General features: G+C 70.2%; 13 protein-coding genes. 8 read left to right on the forward strand and 5 right to left on the reverse strand.

The window, feature by feature from the left end; translation table 11 throughout:
* Window positions 1-106 precede the first annotated feature (106 nt).
* Window positions 107-802 carry a DUF6600 domain-containing protein gene (locus tag D7Y21_RS14650; RefSeq protein ID WP_233612105.1) on the forward strand — a complete coding sequence of 232 codons (696 nt, stop codon included), beginning with the start codon at window positions 107-109 and terminating at the stop codon, window positions 800-802.
* Here the strand turns inward: D7Y21_RS14650 and D7Y21_RS14655 are convergent.
* Complete coding sequence (locus D7Y21_RS14655; RefSeq protein ID WP_120562837.1) at window positions 759-2,477, reverse strand: radical SAM protein; 1,719 nt, start codon at window positions 2,475-2,477, stop codon at window positions 759-761. The two genes, D7Y21_RS14650 and D7Y21_RS14655, sit on opposite strands and share 44 nt — an antisense overlap.
* 543 nt (window positions 2,478-3,020) lie before the next feature.
* Between D7Y21_RS14655 and D7Y21_RS14660 the strand changes: the two genes are divergently transcribed.
* Window positions 3,021-3,392 carry a DUSAM domain-containing protein gene (locus D7Y21_RS14660; protein WP_120562836.1) on the forward strand — a complete coding sequence of 124 codons (372 nt, stop codon included), beginning with the start codon at window positions 3,021-3,023 and terminating at the stop codon, window positions 3,390-3,392.
* Window positions 3,393-3,428: 36 nt separating this feature from the next.
* Here the strand turns inward: D7Y21_RS14660 and D7Y21_RS14665 are convergent, their stop codons facing one another.
* On the reverse strand, window positions 3,429-5,840 hold the full coding sequence (locus tag D7Y21_RS14665; protein ID WP_121713874.1) for a helicase-related protein: 2,412 nt from the start codon (window positions 5,838-5,840) through the stop codon (window positions 3,429-3,431).
* 210 nt (window positions 5,841-6,050) lie between these two features.
* Between D7Y21_RS14665 and D7Y21_RS14670 the strand changes: the two genes are divergently transcribed.
* Window positions 6,051-6,527, forward strand: coding sequence for a bacterioferritin (locus tag D7Y21_RS14670; protein WP_158627289.1), 477 nt, complete (start codon window positions 6,051-6,053; stop codon window positions 6,525-6,527).
* Between the two features lie 73 nt (window positions 6,528-6,600).
* Here D7Y21_RS14670 and D7Y21_RS14675 read toward each other — a convergent pair whose 3' ends face one another.
* Both D7Y21_RS14675 and D7Y21_RS14680 read right to left on the reverse strand, forming a co-directional pair.
* Window positions 6,601-7,608: a fatty acid desaturase gene (locus D7Y21_RS14675; protein WP_121713878.1), complete on the reverse strand. Its 1,008-nt coding sequence runs from the start codon at window positions 7,606-7,608 to the stop codon at window positions 6,601-6,603.
* 149 nt (window positions 7,609-7,757) lie between these two features.
* Window positions 7,758-8,585: a PPK2 family polyphosphate kinase gene (locus D7Y21_RS14680; protein WP_121713880.1), complete on the reverse strand. Its 828-nt coding sequence runs from the start codon at window positions 8,583-8,585 to the stop codon at window positions 7,758-7,760.
* 388 nt (window positions 8,586-8,973) lie between these two features.
* Between D7Y21_RS14680 and D7Y21_RS14685 the strand changes: the two genes are divergently transcribed.
* From D7Y21_RS14685 to D7Y21_RS14695, 3 genes are all read left to right on the forward strand, one after another.
* Window positions 8,974-10,611: an OmpA family protein gene (locus tag D7Y21_RS14685; RefSeq protein WP_121713882.1), complete on the forward strand. Its 1,638-nt coding sequence runs from the start codon at window positions 8,974-8,976 to the stop codon at window positions 10,609-10,611.
* A gap of 82 nt (window positions 10,612-10,693) precedes the next feature.
* Window positions 10,694-12,073: an Ig-like domain-containing protein gene (locus D7Y21_RS14690; protein ID WP_121713884.1), complete on the forward strand. Its 1,380-nt coding sequence runs from the start codon at window positions 10,694-10,696 to the stop codon at window positions 12,071-12,073.
* A gap of 210 nt (window positions 12,074-12,283) precedes the next feature.
* Window positions 12,284-13,723, forward strand: coding sequence for a cytochrome-c peroxidase (locus D7Y21_RS14695; RefSeq protein ID WP_121713886.1), 1,440 nt, complete (start codon window positions 12,284-12,286; stop codon window positions 13,721-13,723).
* A 7-nt stretch (window positions 13,724-13,730) separates the two neighbouring features.
* On the opposite strand, the gene D7Y21_RS14700 is transcribed toward D7Y21_RS14695, so the two are convergent.
* Window positions 13,731-14,234 carry an SRPBCC family protein gene (locus tag D7Y21_RS14700; RefSeq protein WP_158619237.1) on the reverse strand — a complete coding sequence of 168 codons (504 nt, stop codon included), beginning with the start codon at window positions 14,232-14,234 and terminating at the stop codon, window positions 13,731-13,733.
* A 439-nt stretch (window positions 14,235-14,673) separates the two neighbouring features.
* On the opposite strand from D7Y21_RS14700, the gene D7Y21_RS14705 reads away from it, so the two are divergent.
* A complete protein-coding gene (locus tag D7Y21_RS14705) occupies window positions 14,674-15,306 on the forward strand; it encodes an OsmC family protein (protein ID WP_121713888.1) in 633 nt (210 codons plus the stop codon).
* Window positions 15,275-15,472: a hypothetical protein gene (locus D7Y21_RS14710; protein WP_233612106.1), complete on the forward strand. Its 198-nt coding sequence runs from the start codon at window positions 15,275-15,277 to the stop codon at window positions 15,470-15,472. The genes D7Y21_RS14705 and D7Y21_RS14710 overlap by 32 nt, the downstream gene beginning before the upstream one ends.
* The last annotated feature ends 174 nt before the right edge of the window (window positions 15,473-15,646 follow it).

Genomic DNA, 15,646 nt, shown 5'->3' on the forward strand with positions numbered 1-15,646 from the left:
GGGCTCCTGGCATCCCCGGGTGCGCTGGCTTCGGACCGGCACCAGTGTCCTTGCCATCCTGGCAGCCGGCGGCTGTGCGATGGGCCCGGATGAATTCGGGCCGCAGGTGACGTCGAGCTCGACGCCCCTGGACAACCCCATGTCCCAGTTCCGGGAGGTGCTGGCGCCCTACGGCACATGGATGAACCTGCCGGACGTCGGCTGGGTCTGGAAGCCGGACCCGAACGAGGTGGGTGCGGGCTTCGTCCCGTATTCCACCAGCGGCCGGTGGGTTTCCAGCGATTGGGGATGCACCTTCGAGAGCGATTCGGAGTGGGGCCAGGCGCCGTTCCACTATGGCCGGTGGTTCAAGACGCCGTCGGAGGGCTGGTTGTGGTGGCCTGACAGTGAGTGGGCCCCTGCCTGGGTGGACTGGCGTTGGGGAAATGGCTTCGTTGGCTGGCAGCCCCTCGCGCCGCCAGGCATCAGCACCGGATTGAGCTGGACGTTCGTGAGCGCGAACAACTTCGTGCAGCCCGACGTGGGGTCGCATCTCCTTCCGGAGTCACGCGTCCAGGAGCTGATGCGCCAGACGCAGCCCGTGGGCGAACACGTGGTGGCTCGCGAGGGGTACTGGAACCGGGGGCCGGAGCCGGAGGAGGTTGCACGGGTCACCGGGCAGGAGGTGCCGCTCGCGAGGCCGATGACTCCGCCCACGGGTCATCCTCCTCGTGCATCGGCCGCGAGCTCAGAGCCCAGGGCGCATGAAGCCCCCGTGTCTACGCCGGCTGAAGGAAGCGCCCGTCGACCAGATGGTCGATGACCTCGCGGGCGGATTGCGGATCCAGCCGCTCCTTCGTGCCCAGGTGTGACACCGCGCTGGAGACGGTGGTGGGTTGATCGAAGGCGGCCAGGGCGGCGAGGAGGATGGCGCCGTCCTCGCCCTGGGTCAGCGTGGGGTCGGTGAACTTTCGCGGGCTGACGGACGGGGCGCAGCTCAGGGTGATGCCGTCCACCGAGCGCAGGACCGTCACCGGCTCCTTCGCCAGCTTCGCGGGCGCCCGGTGGCTGCCCAGCCAGTCCCCCAGCGTGAAGCGCTCCGTCGAGGGCGCGGTGTTCTTGAGCCGCGTGCGCCCGTGGAGTTCGACGCGCTTCCTCGCGTCCCGGTGCTTCCAGGCCAGTTCGTCCACCCGGTCCGAGTTGCGCTGTACCGCGGCCTCCAGCTCCTTGTCCTTGAAGCGGATCATCGGCACGGACACGTCGCCGGGCTCGCGGCGCTCGAAGTAGCCGAGGAACTCCGCGAACGTCTTCGCCTCCGTCACCATGTCGAAGCGCGCGGGGTGCTCCGTGACGAGCGCCCCGGGCTGCGCCTCCAGCCGCTGGTAGCCCACCACGCAGTCCAGGCCGATGATGCGCTCCACCAACCGCAGCTCCTCCGCGAGCCGCTCCCGGCTCGTGAACGGCAGGCCGCCGATGCCGGAGATTTCGATCTCCACGTTCGGATGGCGGCGCACGGACTCGATGACCTCCAGCAGCTCGCGGTCCTTCGCGCAGGGCTTGAGCAACCCCTTGGACATCTGCTCCAGCCGCTGCTGTTCGGAGAAGCAGCCGATGTCGATGACCATGTAGATGCGCTGGAAGGTCTCCGCGAGCGCCGAGACCAGTTCCACTCGCGGCACGCCCCAGAGGAAGTACGTGCAGCAGTGGCGCGACAGGTCCACGCCCGCCCAGGTGCTCCCCAAAAACTCCGCCGTGCTTCCTGCGAAGTCGTAGCGCATCTGCCACGTCCGGCTGGCGATCTCCTGGTGATCCTTGCGCACGTTCTCCTCGGCGCGCAGGAACGGCTTCGCGCGCCCGAAGTCCGCCTTCTGGTTGCCTCGCGCGCCGCCGCAGTAGAGGCAGTTCTCGCCGCAGCCCTTGCCGGGCGCGACCCAGCCGGAGAAGGAGTGCGCATCCATCTGGCTGAGGAAGATCTCGTTGAAGTGCGAGTAGTAGACGTCCTGCGTGTTGGTGGTGCGCTGCACGTACGCCAGCGGCAACCGGCGGGGACGGCCGTCCGGCGTCCGCGTCACGACGTTGGGCGGGGCTTCCTCTCCGTTGCAGAGCGCCAGGAGGGGGACTTCTCCATCGCCCAGGATGACGTGGTCGATGCAGTCGTAGCCGCTCAACTCCTTCCACCAGTACGACGCGGAGTTGCCGCCCACGACGATGCGGATGGAAGGGTCGATCTTCCGGATGGTCCGCGCGATGAGCAGCGCACGGTCCACGTGGTGGAACCACTTGAGACTGATGCCGATGAGCTTGGGGCGCACGCGGGCGATGAGGCGCTCGAAGGACTGCGTTACCTCTCCTGCGCTTTCGTCCCCGTCCCACAGCCGCACGAAGGCTTCAATCCCGCCGCGCCGCAGGTAGCTCGCCAGGTAGAGGATGCCGCACGTGGCTTCGCCTGTTCCGGCACCGACGAGGAGGACTGGCGAAAGGGCACGACCACTGCTCATGGGACGACCACCGGCATGTGGGAGGGAAACGGGGCCAGCGTATAGGCGAATCCGGGCAGGCCCCGCGTGGATTCGTCGCCTCCCCTCCTCCCGGGCCGCCGGCCTGCTCCCTGGACGGCCCCTCTCCGCAGTAGGGTCCGCGCCTCATGAGTTTCCTGAGATCCACCTGCCGGTGGCACGACCTTGCCCCCATCGTCGTGGCCTTCAGCCTGGGATGTGCCTCCGTCGCGATGGACACCGAGACGGATTGCATACAGCGACACCCAGGCCTCCCAGAAGCATGCGGCCTCACCGCCGCCGAAGCATCGGCCATCATGGCCGCAGGGGTCGGCGCCACCGGCACGCACGCCAGCTCGGAGGCGGACGACTATGTGGATGATGCACGCCTGCCTGCGTGGAAGAACAGGTGCCTGCGAAACTGGAACGCCTGCGTGGACGGTAGATTCTCAGGTCCCTGCACTGACTGTCTGCGCAGGTGCGAGGGGCAACACGATTGGCCCCTTGATATGTGCCGCCCCTCCAAGCCGAAGCGGTGAGACCCGAATGAGCACACCCGACTGGAGCCCGTTCCGCGACCTTGCACGGCGTGTCCTTCGCGAGGGAGCGCCACTGACACTGAGTGACGAGGTGCGCACCCTCATGCTTCGCACCGCCGAGGAGGTCTCCATCGCGGATGCCGATGCCGCTTTGAGCACCAGCGCCGGGGCGCTGGCTTTGGTGCAAGAGGCCGAACGGCGCATCGCCGAGGGGTCGAACCGCCTGACGGACGCACTGCATCGGATGTGGAGCTTCCAGCGGCAAGGTGACTTTGACAGCGCGCGCCAGCAGATGCGCGACGTGCTCGCGGTCGAAGTCGTCCCCTACTACCGCGAACTCGCCTTGGAACAGCTCTCCGGCATGTCCGACGAGCCGTGACAGCTGAAGCGAGGTACCGGAGCAGGACCCAGGGCTTCACGGACGATCGTTGAGCCGGCGCGCCCCTGCCGTCTCACGGCCGCGGACACCACCCGCCTCCGGCGCCGATGGCTTCCGTCCCCGCCTGCGCCGCCGCCGCTTCGAGGCAGCGCCCTGGGGCTGTCCGCCCAACGTCCGCAGCACCTGCGCGCGGACGCCGCCCTCCAATCGCAGTTGTTGCATGAGCGCTTGCACCTGCTTCGCGCCCTGGGCGTTGCGCAATCCCTCTCCCAGCCGCTCGACGATGTCGATGCGCAGCGCCACCGGCCCGATGATCTCGTAACCGAAGGACCGCGCGCTCCGGCCGGCCAGCCCCGAGACATTCAGCGCCGGCTCCTGGGGGATGCCCTGCGGACACGGCACCTGCTGGAACAGCGCCGTCAACATGGCCCGCCGCTCCAGGGCCTGGGGCGACAGGGCCTGGGTGACGTAGAGGAAGCGCTGGCCCTCGTGGACGCCCTGCGCCTTCAGCCGCTCCCGCGACTCCTCGTCCAGGAGCCGCCACTGCTCGCGCGCCTCTGCCTGGGAGATGACGCCCAGCCCTTCCGCCAGCTGGTAGGCCACGGCTCGCGTCGCCGGTGAGCGGCTCGCGCTCGTGAAGGACTCCGCGGGAAAGCCTCCCATGGCCTCCGTGACCAAGTCCTTCGCCAGCGCCACCAACCGACGCTCCAATCGCTGACGCGCGCCTCCCGTCCACACCTCCGGCTCCGCCAACGCCAGCTGCGGAGAGCGCCGGTCGCGCCCCCGCACCAGCCGGGCCAGCGGCTGCGCCTCGAAGGAGATGCGCCCCGCGGCGTCCACCTCGAAGGCGTCGTGCGTCGCGTCCACCACGCGCTGGACGAACTGCTCCTCCGTCATCAGCGCGCCTTCCGCGCCCGGCACCTCCGTCAGCAGCAGCCCCAGCTTGGCGAACGGACTGTCCGAGGCACCTGCCTGCGGCTGCGCGTTGGCCCTCACGAAGCGGCGCGCGCTCCTCCTCGCGGCCCGCTGTACGAAGCGCTCCACCAGCCGCTCATGCAGGGCGTCGCCCAGCGCGTCCTCGATGCGGCGCGTGCGCTCCTGCCAGTCCTCCGCGTCGTTCAGCCAGCCCGGACGATGGCTGATGTACGTCCAGATGCGGATCGCCGCGAGCCGGTCCATCAGGGTGTGGATGTCCCCAGAGGCATCGTCCAGCGGTGACACCTGCCGGCCCAGCCAGGTGGGATCCAACTTCCCGTCCCCGGCCGTCAGCTGGAGGAACGTCTCTCGCAGCAGTGCGACGTGCTGCCCGAAGAGGCCCTTGCGGAAGTCCGGCACCTGGCAGACCTGCCACAACAGCTCCACGGAGGCCTTGTCGGTGGTGAGCTCGCGGATGGCCGGCACCGCGGACAGCCCCTTGAGCGCGTCGAAGTCATCCGCGCGCTCCACCCGGACGAAGGCGCTGTCGCGCGGCGCCCGCGACAGCGAGTCCAGCAGCGCCTCCGGGCTGGAGAAGTCGAGCGAGGAGTTGCGCCAGATGAGGCTGCGCACCGCCGGGAAGCGGTGGGTTTCGATGGCGGAGACGATGCGCGGCGGCAGCTCCGGCAGCGTGTTCAGCGCGCCGAAGCTCCCGTCGTTGAGGTGGCGACCCGCGCGGCCGGCGATCTGCGCCAGCTCATCCGGATACAGGTCGCGCTGCTCGGCGCCGTCGTACTTGGAGAGCGTCGCGAAGGCCACGTGGTTGAGGTCCAGATTCAACCCCATGCCAATGGCATCCGTGGCCACGAGGTACTGGACCTCGCCGGATTGATACATGGCCACCTGCGCGTTGCGCGTCCGGGGCGACAGCGCGCCCAGCACCACCGCCACCCCACCCCGCAGGCGGCGCAGCGATTCGGCCAGCTCGTAGACGCGGTCCGCGGAGAACGCGACCACCGCCGAGCGCGGCGGCAGGCTCTTCAGCGAGCGGCGCCCGGCATAACGCAGCTGCGACAGGCGCGTGGCGCGCTTCAGGGACGCATGGGGAATCAGCGCCTGCACCATGGGCCGCATGGTGTCCGCGCCCAGGAACCAGGTCTCCTTGCGCCCGCGCGCGTGCAGCAGCCGGTCCGTGAAGACGTGCCCGCGCTCCCGGTGCGCGGCGAGCTGGATTTCATCCACCGCGAGGAAGTCCACCTCCCGGTCGGTCGGCATCGCCTCCACGGTGCAGATCCAATAGTCGGGCCGGAGCGGGATGCGCTTCTCCTCGCCCGTCATCAGTGCGACCCGGCCCTCGCCCACCTTCGCGGTCACCCGGTCGTAGACCTCACGGGCGAGCAGGCGGAGCGGCAACCCGATGATGCCGGAGTCGTGCTCGAGCATCCGTTCGATGGCGCGAAAGGTCTTCCCGGTGTTCGTAGGCCCCAGCTCCGCCACGACGACGGACGGCCGGCTGGATGGGCTCGAGCTCATTGGCGAAGACTAACCCCGAACCCCCTCCTCCGCCCTGGAGGCCGCAAGGGATGTTCGCGGACAACGTCCCCGCCCGCCGCCCGGCGTGGAGGCAGGCGTCGGGGGCGGGACGGACAGGCGCGGCGCTGCCGGCACGCGGGGGCAGATGGGATGGACGGCGCTGCCCGGGCCCCCCAGCTTCCGGACACGCAGCCTCCCGGGGGCAATGCCATGGCCGACACGCACTCGCAGCCGTCCGAGACCGACCCGGGGGAGCTGGGGGTCCGCATCACGCTGCTCAACGCCGCGCTGGCGAGCAAGGTCGTCTGCGTGCGGCGCTACACACGCCATGCCCTGCTGGCCGGAGGCGCCTGCCACGAGGCGATGAAGGCCGCGTTCGGCCTGCACGCTCGCGACGAGCAGGACCACGCGATCAGGCTCGTCGAGCGCATCCAGCAGCTGGGCGGCAGGCCGGACTTCAACCTTGGAGGGCTCATGTCCAGCGGTGACACCCAGGACGACGAAGGGCGGACGCTGGTGGAGCTGCTGCGCGAGAACCTGGAGGCGGAGCGCATCGCCATCGCGTCGTACCGCGACCTCATCCCCTACTTCGCGGAGCGGGACCCCACCACGCGGCGGCTCTTGGAGGAGCTCCTCGACGAAGAGGAGGCACACGCCAACGTCCTGCACACGCTCTTGAAGCCTTGAGACCCCGGCCCGGTGGGTTCCTCGGGCGGGTCCCGAACGGACCCGCCGGGCCGAGGTTCGTCGCCGAGCTTCTTCAGGTGCCCGTCGCCACCCGCGCGTCGCGGTAGCGGACCATCCGCTTCAGCGACGGATCCCACAGGTTCAGCCGCAGGCACCCGACGATGTCCTTCAGCGTGAGCGCGGTGACGTGCGGCCCCTGGAGCTCCGGGATGGACGCCATCGCCTCCGGCAGCCGGTAGAACGGGATGCGCGGATTGAGGTGGTGCACGTGGTGGTAGCCGATGTTGCCCGTGAACCACTCCATCACCGGCCCGAAGCGCATGTAGCTGCTCGCCTCCAGCGCCGCGTCCGCGTGGTTCCACGACGCCTCCGGCAGGATGGCCACGTCGTCGAAGTTGTGCTGCGCGTAGAACAGATACGTGCCCAGCGCGTACGCGGCGAACAGCGGCCCCAGGAAGGCGGTCAGGTAGACGCCCAGGCCGAAGCAAGCCCAGACGGCCGCGGACAGGGCCACGTGCACGCCCAGCGCGAGCCCGGACGTCCAGTAGCGCTTCGGGTTCTTCACGAACGGCTGGAGGCACAGGCTGTAGAGGAACGCGGTGAAGTAGCCGAACAGCTGCGTCACCGGGTGGCGCTCCACCACGTAGCCCAGGCGCTGCGCGCCGGAGGCCTTGCGCCATTGGTCCGTGGTCCAGGTGGCGAAGGTGCCCGCCGAGTCCGCCGCGATGCGCGCGGTGTTGGCGTGGTGATGGTTGTGCGTGTCATTCCAGATGCGCGCTGGCGTGAGCGTGAGCAGCCCCTGCACCTGGAAGAGCGCCTTGGCCCACCGGGACTTCGGCAGGAGCGCCCCGTGCATCGCGTCGTGGAAGAGGATGAAGCAGCGGATGAGCACCAGCGCTTCAATGAGGCCGCCCACGATGCGCAGGGGCCACCACGGCGCGGCCACCGCCAGCACCACCGCGCCAACGAGCGCGGCGTAGGTGGAGCCGAGCGCCCAGAGGGAGCGCGCGGTGTCCTGGGCCGCGAAGGGACGCGTGCGGGCAATGAGGTCCTTGCTCGATGGCGACGCGGTTCGTTCCATGGGGACAGGGCTCCAGCGGTGACCGCCCGGCGACACACCGGGACGGATGACCGCGAGCGTTGTCCCATCCCCATGTCATGGCCGGGTCAGCGCTTCGCATGCGCGCGGAGTGGGCCCTTCGCGTCATGGATGACGCGCAAGGCCGTGTGTCAGCGCTTCTTGCGCCAGGCGCGAAGCTCCGCCTTCTTGTGCTTGCCCACCTCGTCCAGCCGGGCCTGCCAGGTTTCACGGTGGGGACGCAGGGCCTCCGCCACGGCGCGGGCCACCACGAGGTTGCGGTACCACTTGGCGTCCGAGGGCACCAGGTGCCAGGGCGCCTGCTGGGTGGACGTGCGAGCGAAGACGTCCTCATAGGCGCGCGTGTAGTCCGCCCAGTGCTTGCGGTCCTCCCAGTCACCCGCGGCGATCTTCCACGCCTTGCGAGGCTCCTCCTCGCGCGCCAGCAGCCGCTGCTCCTGCTCCTCCTGGCTGATGTGGAGGAAGAACTTGAGGACGAGGGTGCCGTGCTCGGAGAGCAGGGTCTCGAAGTCGCGGATGTGCTGGTAGCGCGACTTCCAGAGCGCTTCAGGGACCAGGTTGTTCACCCGCGCCACGAGCACGTCTTCGTAGTGCGAGCGGTTGAAGATGGAGAACTCGCCCTGGCGCGGGGTCTTGAGGTGCACGCGCCAGAGGAAGTCGTGCTCCCGCTCCTCCGTGCTGGGCACGCCGAAGGAGGTGACGCTCACCCCGCGCGGATTGAGGCTGCCCACCACGTGCTTGATGGTGCCGTCCTTGCCGGCGGTGTCGCGCCCCTGCAGGACGATGAGGACGGAGTTCATCTTCGCGCCCCACAGCAGGTCCTGCAGGTCGAACAGCTCCTCGCCCAGCGCGTCGAACTCCGCCTTGGCCGCATCCTTGTCCGCCTTCTTCGGAGGGGTGGTGGGAATGCGCTCCAGCTTCACCTTCGCGCCCTGCTTGTCGTTGCGGATGGTGTCCATGGTCCTCTTCGCTCCTGTTGTGGGCGGCAGCGTGCCTGGAGCGACGGCGGATTCACACCGTTCCGAGCCAGGAAGGCGGCAGAACGTCCGAGTCGAACCTTTCGAGGACCCTCCGGCACAGGCTATGGCGGCTGGACAGCCCTCGCGTGCTTTGCCCGGCGTCCGCACCCCACCGCGAACAAAGGCCCAATACAGACATCAGGCAGCAGTGGCGCGGCGGCTTCAATACTTGTGATTGCGCTCGCGACAAACCGTGAAACCAGAACCTGAAGTCACCCTGGCGAACCCAATCCGCCTCCAGAAATCAATTCCTCACAACTTCCCATCTCGCCCGTCCAGCTTTCGTCCCCCGTCGCGCCGTTCCGACCCGCCACATCACGAGAGCCAGATGTTCCAAACCCCCATCCCCCTGCCGCCGCGCCTTCGTCTGTTGTACGCCCTGGTGCTGCTGCCCTCCCTGGCCAGCGCCGCCTCGACCACTGCTCCCGCTTTCGACCTGGAGCGGCTGAGCATCAACCCCACATCGAGCGCCGCGCTCGGCACGGCGGCGGGCGGACTGCGCGATCCGGGTGAGCTGCGCCTGTCCCTGGCGGCGCACCACGAGCGCTCGCCGCTCACGCTCTACCGCGATGGCGAGCGGATGGACGCGCTCGTCAGGTCGCGCACGCAGGTGCAGCTTGCGGGCACCTATACGGTGAGCAAGCGGTTCGAGGTGGGCGCCATCCTCCCCCTGATGGCCCACCAGGACACCCACGGGTTCTCCGACGTGGGCATGACGACTCCCTCGTCATGGGGCCTGGGGACGCCGGTGCTGCAGGGGCGGCTGGGGCTCCTGGATGAGGCGTCCGCGCCGGTGTCGCTGGCGGCGGAGCTGGCGGTGGGCCTGCCGGTGGGCAACAAGGATTCGCTCCAGGGCAGCGGCGGCTGGGACGTGACGCCGCGCGTGTCCGCGGGCCGCACGGTGGGGCCGGTGGTGCTGGGCCTGGAGGCGGGCATCCGGCTGCGCAACCGCACGGCGGTGGGTTCGAACGCGGTCGGCTCGGAGCTGCCCTGGGCCGCCACCGTGGCCACCACGGGGCACAAGCTGCGCGGCGAGCTGGGCCTGCGCTCCGCGGTGCCGCTGACGGACAGCCCGGTGCCCGTGGAGCTGCTGGCGGGCGGCCGCTACGCGCTGGGGTCCCGCATGGAGGTGTTCGCGCTGGGCGGCCCCGGTCTGGGCACCGCGCCGGGCACGCCCGCCTTCCGCGTGATGGCCGGCCTGTCGGTGTCCGCGCTCCAGGCGGTCCAGCCGGTGATGCGTCCCCGCATCACCGAGGCCCCCGCCCCTGCTCCGGTGGTGGCCGTGGCGCCGGAGCCGGCTCCGGTAGAGCCTCCGGTGGCGATGGTGGACGTGTGCGCCCCGAACCAGAGCCATTCGCTGGAGCAGTGCCCGGACCTGGATGACGACAACGACGGCGTCGCCAATGCCAAGGACTACTGCCCGGTGGACCCCGAGGACCGCGACGGCTTCCTCGACGAGGATGGCTGCCCGGAGGTGGACAACGACGGCGACACCGTGGTGGACGCGGTGGACAACTGCCCGATGGTGGCCGGCCCCACGTCGAACCAGGGCTGCCCGGCGAAGCAGAAGCAGTGGGTGGTCATCACCCAGGAGCGGCTGGAGATCCGGGAGAAGGTCTACTTCGCCACCGGCCAGGCGCGTGTGCTGCCACGTTCGCTCCCGCTGCTGGAGCAGGTGGCGAAGGTGCTCATCAACCACCCGGAGCTCAAGCGCATCCTGGTGGAAGGCCACACCGATTCGCGCGGCCGTCCGGAGACCAACCGGACGCTGTCCCAACAGCGCGCCTCCGCGGTCGTCCAGCACCTGGAGATGCGCGGCGTCCCGGCGGGCCGGCTGATGGCGGCCGGCCGCGGCCCTGACGTCCCCGTCGCTTCCAACAACACCGCAGCCGGCCGTGAGCTCAACCGGCGCGTGGAGTTCCACATCGAGCCGGAGCCCGCCTCCGGCCAGGTTTCGCGCGACTGATCCGCCGCTCAATCCCTCTCCCAATCCATCTCACAATCCCCTTCCCAATCACTCCCACAACCCCTCCTCTTCGGACCATTCCATGTCAACCTCCTCCTATCGCCTCCTCTTGGGGGCCCTGGCCGCGCTTTGCTTGAATGCCCATGCGACCGCCGAGGCCTCACCTGTCTCTACCGCCGTGTCCCCGCGCCAGCTGGCCGCGGCGCTTCCCGACGCGCCCCCCGCGGCGCCCGTCATCCTGACCCCCACGCTGGGGCTGCTGCTGTCCACCGCGCTGCCGTTCTTCAGCGGCACCGCGGAGGCCGGCGCGCAGGTGACGCTCAGCCTGGATGGGAATATCGCCGCGACGGTGACGGCGGATGTGAATGGCCGCTGGAGCTACACGCCGTCGCTGCTGGAGCTCTTGTCCAACGGGGTGCACACGCTGGTGGCGGTCAGCACCAACATCGCGGGCCAGACGGGCCCCGCGGCGAGCGTGCAGTTCAGCATCCTGGCCCTGGGGCCGGAGACGGTCATCCTCAGCGGCCCGGCGCTCTCCACCGCGCAGCAGCAGGCGCGCTTCACGTTCGCGTCTTCGGCACTGCTGGTGTCGTACGAGTGCGCGCTGGACAGCGACACGTTCGTGGCGTGTGACACGCCTCGCGACTTCACGGGCCTGGCCGAGGGCCCGCACCAGCTCCAGGTGCGCTCCAGGGACCTGCTCGGGCTGCTGACGGACAACACGCCGGCCACTTATTCGTGGACGGTGGACCTCACGCCGCCGAAGACGACCTTCACTTCCACGCCACCGGCCTACAGCAACGCCCCGACTTCGGCGTTCGCCTTCCAGGCCTCGGAGCCGCAGTCCACGTTCACCTGCGCGCTGGACAGCGGCCCGGCCCTGCCGTGCGCTTCGCCGCACCTGACGCTCCTGCTGGCGGACGGGCCGTACACGCTGGCGGTCCGCGCTCGGGACACCGCGGGCAACCAGGAGGCGGAGGCCACGACCTACTCCTGGACGGTGGACACGGTGGCGCCGGGGGTCTCGCTGGTGACGTCGCCGCCGAAGGTGCTGGCCGGAACGGCGGCCTCGTTCGGCTTCGCCGCGACCGAGGCGCTGGCCACGTTCCAGTGCAGCGTGGGCGGGCTGGAGTTCCAGGACTGCCTGTCGAACATCACGCTGGAGAACCTGCTGCCCGGGACGCACACCCTCCACGTCCGCGCGGTAGACGCGGCCGGCAACATCGGCGTCGCGGTGAGCTACACGTGGGAGACGACCCCGGCCGGCGGCGGCACCACGGACCCGGGCCCGGGCACCGGCGGTGGCCAGACTCCGGACGACTCCGGAGTCATTGGCGGCACGCTCGACGACGATTTGCTCGGCGGCGGCCTGGGCTGCGGCGCCACGTCCCCTGCTCCGGCCATGTGGGCCGGCGCGCTGCTCGCGGGCCTGATGGCGCGCGCCCGCCGCCGCAAGTCCTGAGCCTCCCCCCTTCACCCGTCACACCGCACGGGGCGGTCCATCGAGCCGCCCGGTGCACGCCTTCACCCCTACCTGTCTTCTTCCGCGGACGTTCGAGCAGCGGCAGAACTGGATCCGGAAGGACTGACGTCGCCCCCGCGCGCTTTCGCGGTGACACGAAGCGGCGCGCGCGGTGTTCCCCTCCCATCGCAGCAACCGGGAGGGGAACACATGGCAGGACATCGATTCATCGCGAGCACCCTGGGCGCCTTCGCGCTCGCCGGGCTCGCGGGCTGCACCGACACCGCGGCCTCCGTGGAAGCCACCGCCGAGCCCGCGACGTCCCAGGCGGAGCTGGCGTCCGTGGCGCAGGCCGCCGCCGGCAGGAAGCACTTCCAGGAGGCCCTGCCCGGCACCAACGGGCGCTCCTGCGCGACGTGCCACGTATTCGCGGACGACACCGCGCTCACGCCCGCGCATGTGGAGGCGCTCTGGGCGCGGAACCCCGCGGATCCGCTGTTCAACCGCATCGACGCGGATGACCCCACCGCCCCCGTGCCCACCTACGAGCACCTGAAGAAGGGCCTGGTGCGCGTGGTGCTCCCCCTCCCCGCGAACATGGACGTCATCGACGTGCAGGGGAACGTCATCACCGCCGCGGACCGCAAGGTGTCCGTCTGGCGTGCCGTGCCGAGCATCGCCGACACCGGCTTCTCCGGCCCCTTCCAGTTCGACGGCCGCGAGACCGACCTGGTCACCCAGGCCCAGAGCGCCGTCACCAGCCACAGCCAGGGCGGCACGGTGGCGCCGGCCGTGCTCCAGCGCATCGCCGCGTTCGAGCGCAGTGTGTTCAGCTCCCCGCGCGCCCGCTTCGTGTCGGAGCTGCTGGAGCGCGGCTGGCCGCTGAGCGCCATCCCGGATCCGGACGCCCTGCTCCTGCTCGACGCGTCCGAGCGGCGCGGCCGCGACGTCTATGCCCTGGCCTGCGAGGCCTGCCATGGCGACCGCACGCGCAACCGCATCGTGAACCGCGACACGCACGACGCGCTCTTCTACGCGCTCAAGCCCGACGGCAACATCCAGTACACCGTCACGCCCGGCGGCCTGCCCGAACCCGTGCGCGCGCCCCGCCCCCACAGCGAGTTCCTCAACGCCGGCTACGCGTACATGACCTACCTGGGCCAGCGCGGCGTCGTGCCCCTCTACAACACGACCGTCGACTTTCCCCAGTACCGCTTCCGCTTCTACACGGATGGCACGCGCCAGCACGCCGTCACGGACCTGCCTCCCATCCCCGTCACAGCGAGCGGCGACCCGGATGACATCAACCCCGCGCTGGATGAGAACGGCGCGCCCATCGTGGGGCCCGCGCTCGCGGCGCAGTGGTACTCCACCGACCCCGGACGCGCGCTGATCAGCGGCGACCCCGCGGAGTTCGAGGCCTTCGACGTGCCGTCCCTGCGCGGCATCGCCCGCACCGCGCCGTACTTCCACGACAACAGCCACGCCACGCTCGCGGAGACGGTGGACACCTACAGCCGCTTCATCCTCCCGGGCATCCCTTCCGTGGGCGCGCTGCCGGTGCACCCGCCCGAGTTCCCGGGCGGGCCGCCGGAGTCCCTCGGCCCCGCGCAGAAGAAGGACCTGCTGCGCTTCCTCCAGCGACTGTAAGCGCCCTTCAGCGCCGCCACTCCAGCTCCGGCGCCGGCACCCGGGGCGGAGGCGGCAGGAAGGTGTGCGCCAGTCCCCGCAGGCCCCGCGCGAAGAACTCCTCGCGGATCCACTGGCTCAGCGCCGCCGCCTCGCCCTCGTGCCCCGGCATCAGGCCGAAGGTCGCGTGCCACTCCACGAAGGTCTGCCCGGTCGCCGTCACCGGCGTCACCCGCAGCTTCGCCACGTAGTCGCGCACGGGCAGCGGGCCCTCCACCATCGCGTACGCATAGCTGCGTGCATGCGGGTCGTGCTCCAACCGCGCCTCCAGGTACACCTCGCCGTCGCGCGTGGTGAGCCGGCGCAGGGGGCCGGAGTCGGGACGCGTCACCCGCTCGCTGGAGACGACGCCCGGGTGCCAGCGCGGAAGGCTGTCAAAGCCTCCCACGCGGTCCCAGACCACGTCCGCGGGTGCCTGGATGAGCTGACTCGCATAGGCCTCGGCCATCAGTGCCTCAGGTCGTTCTTGCATGGACATGCTCAAGAAGGGGCTCCGCCCCGGGGGCGGCCATGCGACTGGAGGGCTCCCCACCGTCCACGGGCGGGCCTCCGGGCGCAGGGCGTGCCCCTTGGACGGAACGCGCTCCCCTCAGGCCGTGCGGCCCTGGAAGCCCTCGTAAAGCCATACAGTCAACGGACCCGATCCCCCACCGCATCGCATCGCATTCATGCCGCCCCCCATGTCAGGCATTGAGGCGCGTGATGTGGAGCAAGAGCAGCGGAGTCGGAATCGTCCGAAAGGGCTGTTGTAAGCGCTCCGCATCCCGGGTCAGTCTGCGTGTGGCCCCGCGATCACCGGCCCACCTGGGGGGACTCGCCCTCCAGGGCATCGACTGGCGGGATGTGAAGCATTGTCCCGGCATGTCTGTTGAAGGCGCATGGTGCATGCCCCCTTGCCGAGGAGATGCCCGATGACCTCCGCTTCCATCACCGAGTACGAAACGCGCCTCTACTGGCAGGGAGACCGGGGCGCGGTGCTGACGAGCGACCATGCGCCCCCCGTTCCGATTGGCCGCCCGCTGTGCGGCCAGCAAGGCGGGCCCGAGGACGGGCGGTGGGACCCGGAGGCGCTGCTGGTGGGCGCGGTGGAGGGGCGCACGCTGCACGCGTTCCTGGACGGGGCCCGGGAGGCGGGCGTGGACGTGCTCTTCTACCAGAGCTCCGCCACGGCCCGGCTGGTGAGCGGGAGCCCTGAGCAGGCCGCCCACTTCACCGACCTCATCGTCCGGCCGCACGTCGCCGTGGGCAGTCCGCGGGAGGCGGAGGACGCACGCCAGCTCTTCGCCCGGCTGCCGGAGCGATGCTTCCCCAGCTCCATGCTCCAGCTCACCCCGCGCATCGAGCCGGTGGTGGAGGTCTGGGCCCACGCCCGTCGTGTGGACACCCCCGCAGCTGTCGAAAACCACGCAACTGCTCCCGGCGAGGCGGACGCGGCGGTTCCCTGGGGGAGCGGCATGCGCAGTGTGGAAGGACATGCCGACGAATCCACAGACGAATCCGCCCACGAAGCCGGTGAAGGAGCCGGAACCGAAGCCCACGCCTGAGATTGATCCGCCCCGGCCGCCCGCGCCGGAGAAGGATCCACCGCCGGGTGAGCCCCAGCGCCGGGAACCCCCTCCACCCCAGCAGGACCCGGAGGTGGAGCCGGGCATCCAGGACCCACCCGCGCATGACCCCAACCATCCGGGGCCGCCGACGATCATCGCGTGACCGGCCGCCCGAGGCGCCCGTGCCGCGCGGCGGGTGAGCGCCCGCCCGCGCGGCGTCGCGGATCACCACAGGCCTGACACACACTGCGTCCGAGCGCGTTCACCAAGAGGAAACGACTTACGCTCTCCCCTGGACCTTCGTCCAATGACTGCGTTGGATGCCTTCACGCGGCGA

Source organism: Corallococcus sp. AB045 (assembly GCF_003668895.1).
GTDB lineage: Bacteria > Myxococcota > Myxococcia > Myxococcales > Myxococcaceae > Corallococcus > Corallococcus coralloides.

Bases quoted from the DNA above. Each gene is read 5' to 3' on its own strand.
- D7Y21_RS14655 (WP_120562837.1), bottom strand. From the start codon at position 2,477: ATGAGCAGTGGTCGTGCCCTTTCGCCAGTCCTCCTCGTCGGTGCCGGA.
- D7Y21_RS14660 (WP_120562836.1), top strand. From the start codon at position 3,021: ATGAGCACACCCGACTGGAGCCCGTTCCGCGACCTTGCACGGCGTGTC.
- D7Y21_RS14665 (WP_121713874.1), bottom strand. From the start codon at position 5,840: ATGAGCTCGAGCCCATCCAGCCGGCCGTCCGTCGTCGTGGCGGAGCTG.
- D7Y21_RS14670 (WP_158627289.1), top strand. From the start codon at position 6,051: ATGGCCGACACGCACTCGCAGCCGTCCGAGACCGACCCGGGGGAGCTG.
- D7Y21_RS14675 (WP_121713878.1), bottom strand. From the start codon at position 7,608: ATGGAACGAACCGCGTCGCCATCGAGCAAGGACCTCATTGCCCGCACG.
- D7Y21_RS14680 (WP_121713880.1), bottom strand. From the start codon at position 8,585: ATGGACACCATCCGCAACGACAAGCAGGGCGCGAAGGTGAAGCTGGAG.
- D7Y21_RS14685 (WP_121713882.1), top strand. From the start codon at position 8,974: ATGTTCCAAACCCCCATCCCCCTGCCGCCGCGCCTTCGTCTGTTGTAC.
- D7Y21_RS14690 (WP_121713884.1), top strand. From the start codon at position 10,694: ATGTCAACCTCCTCCTATCGCCTCCTCTTGGGGGCCCTGGCCGCGCTT.
- D7Y21_RS14695 (WP_121713886.1), top strand. From the start codon at position 12,284: ATGGCAGGACATCGATTCATCGCGAGCACCCTGGGCGCCTTCGCGCTC.
- D7Y21_RS14700 (WP_158619237.1), bottom strand. From the start codon at position 14,234: ATGCAAGAACGACCTGAGGCACTGATGGCCGAGGCCTATGCGAGTCAG.
- D7Y21_RS14705 (WP_121713888.1), top strand. From the start codon at position 14,674: ATGACCTCCGCTTCCATCACCGAGTACGAAACGCGCCTCTACTGGCAG.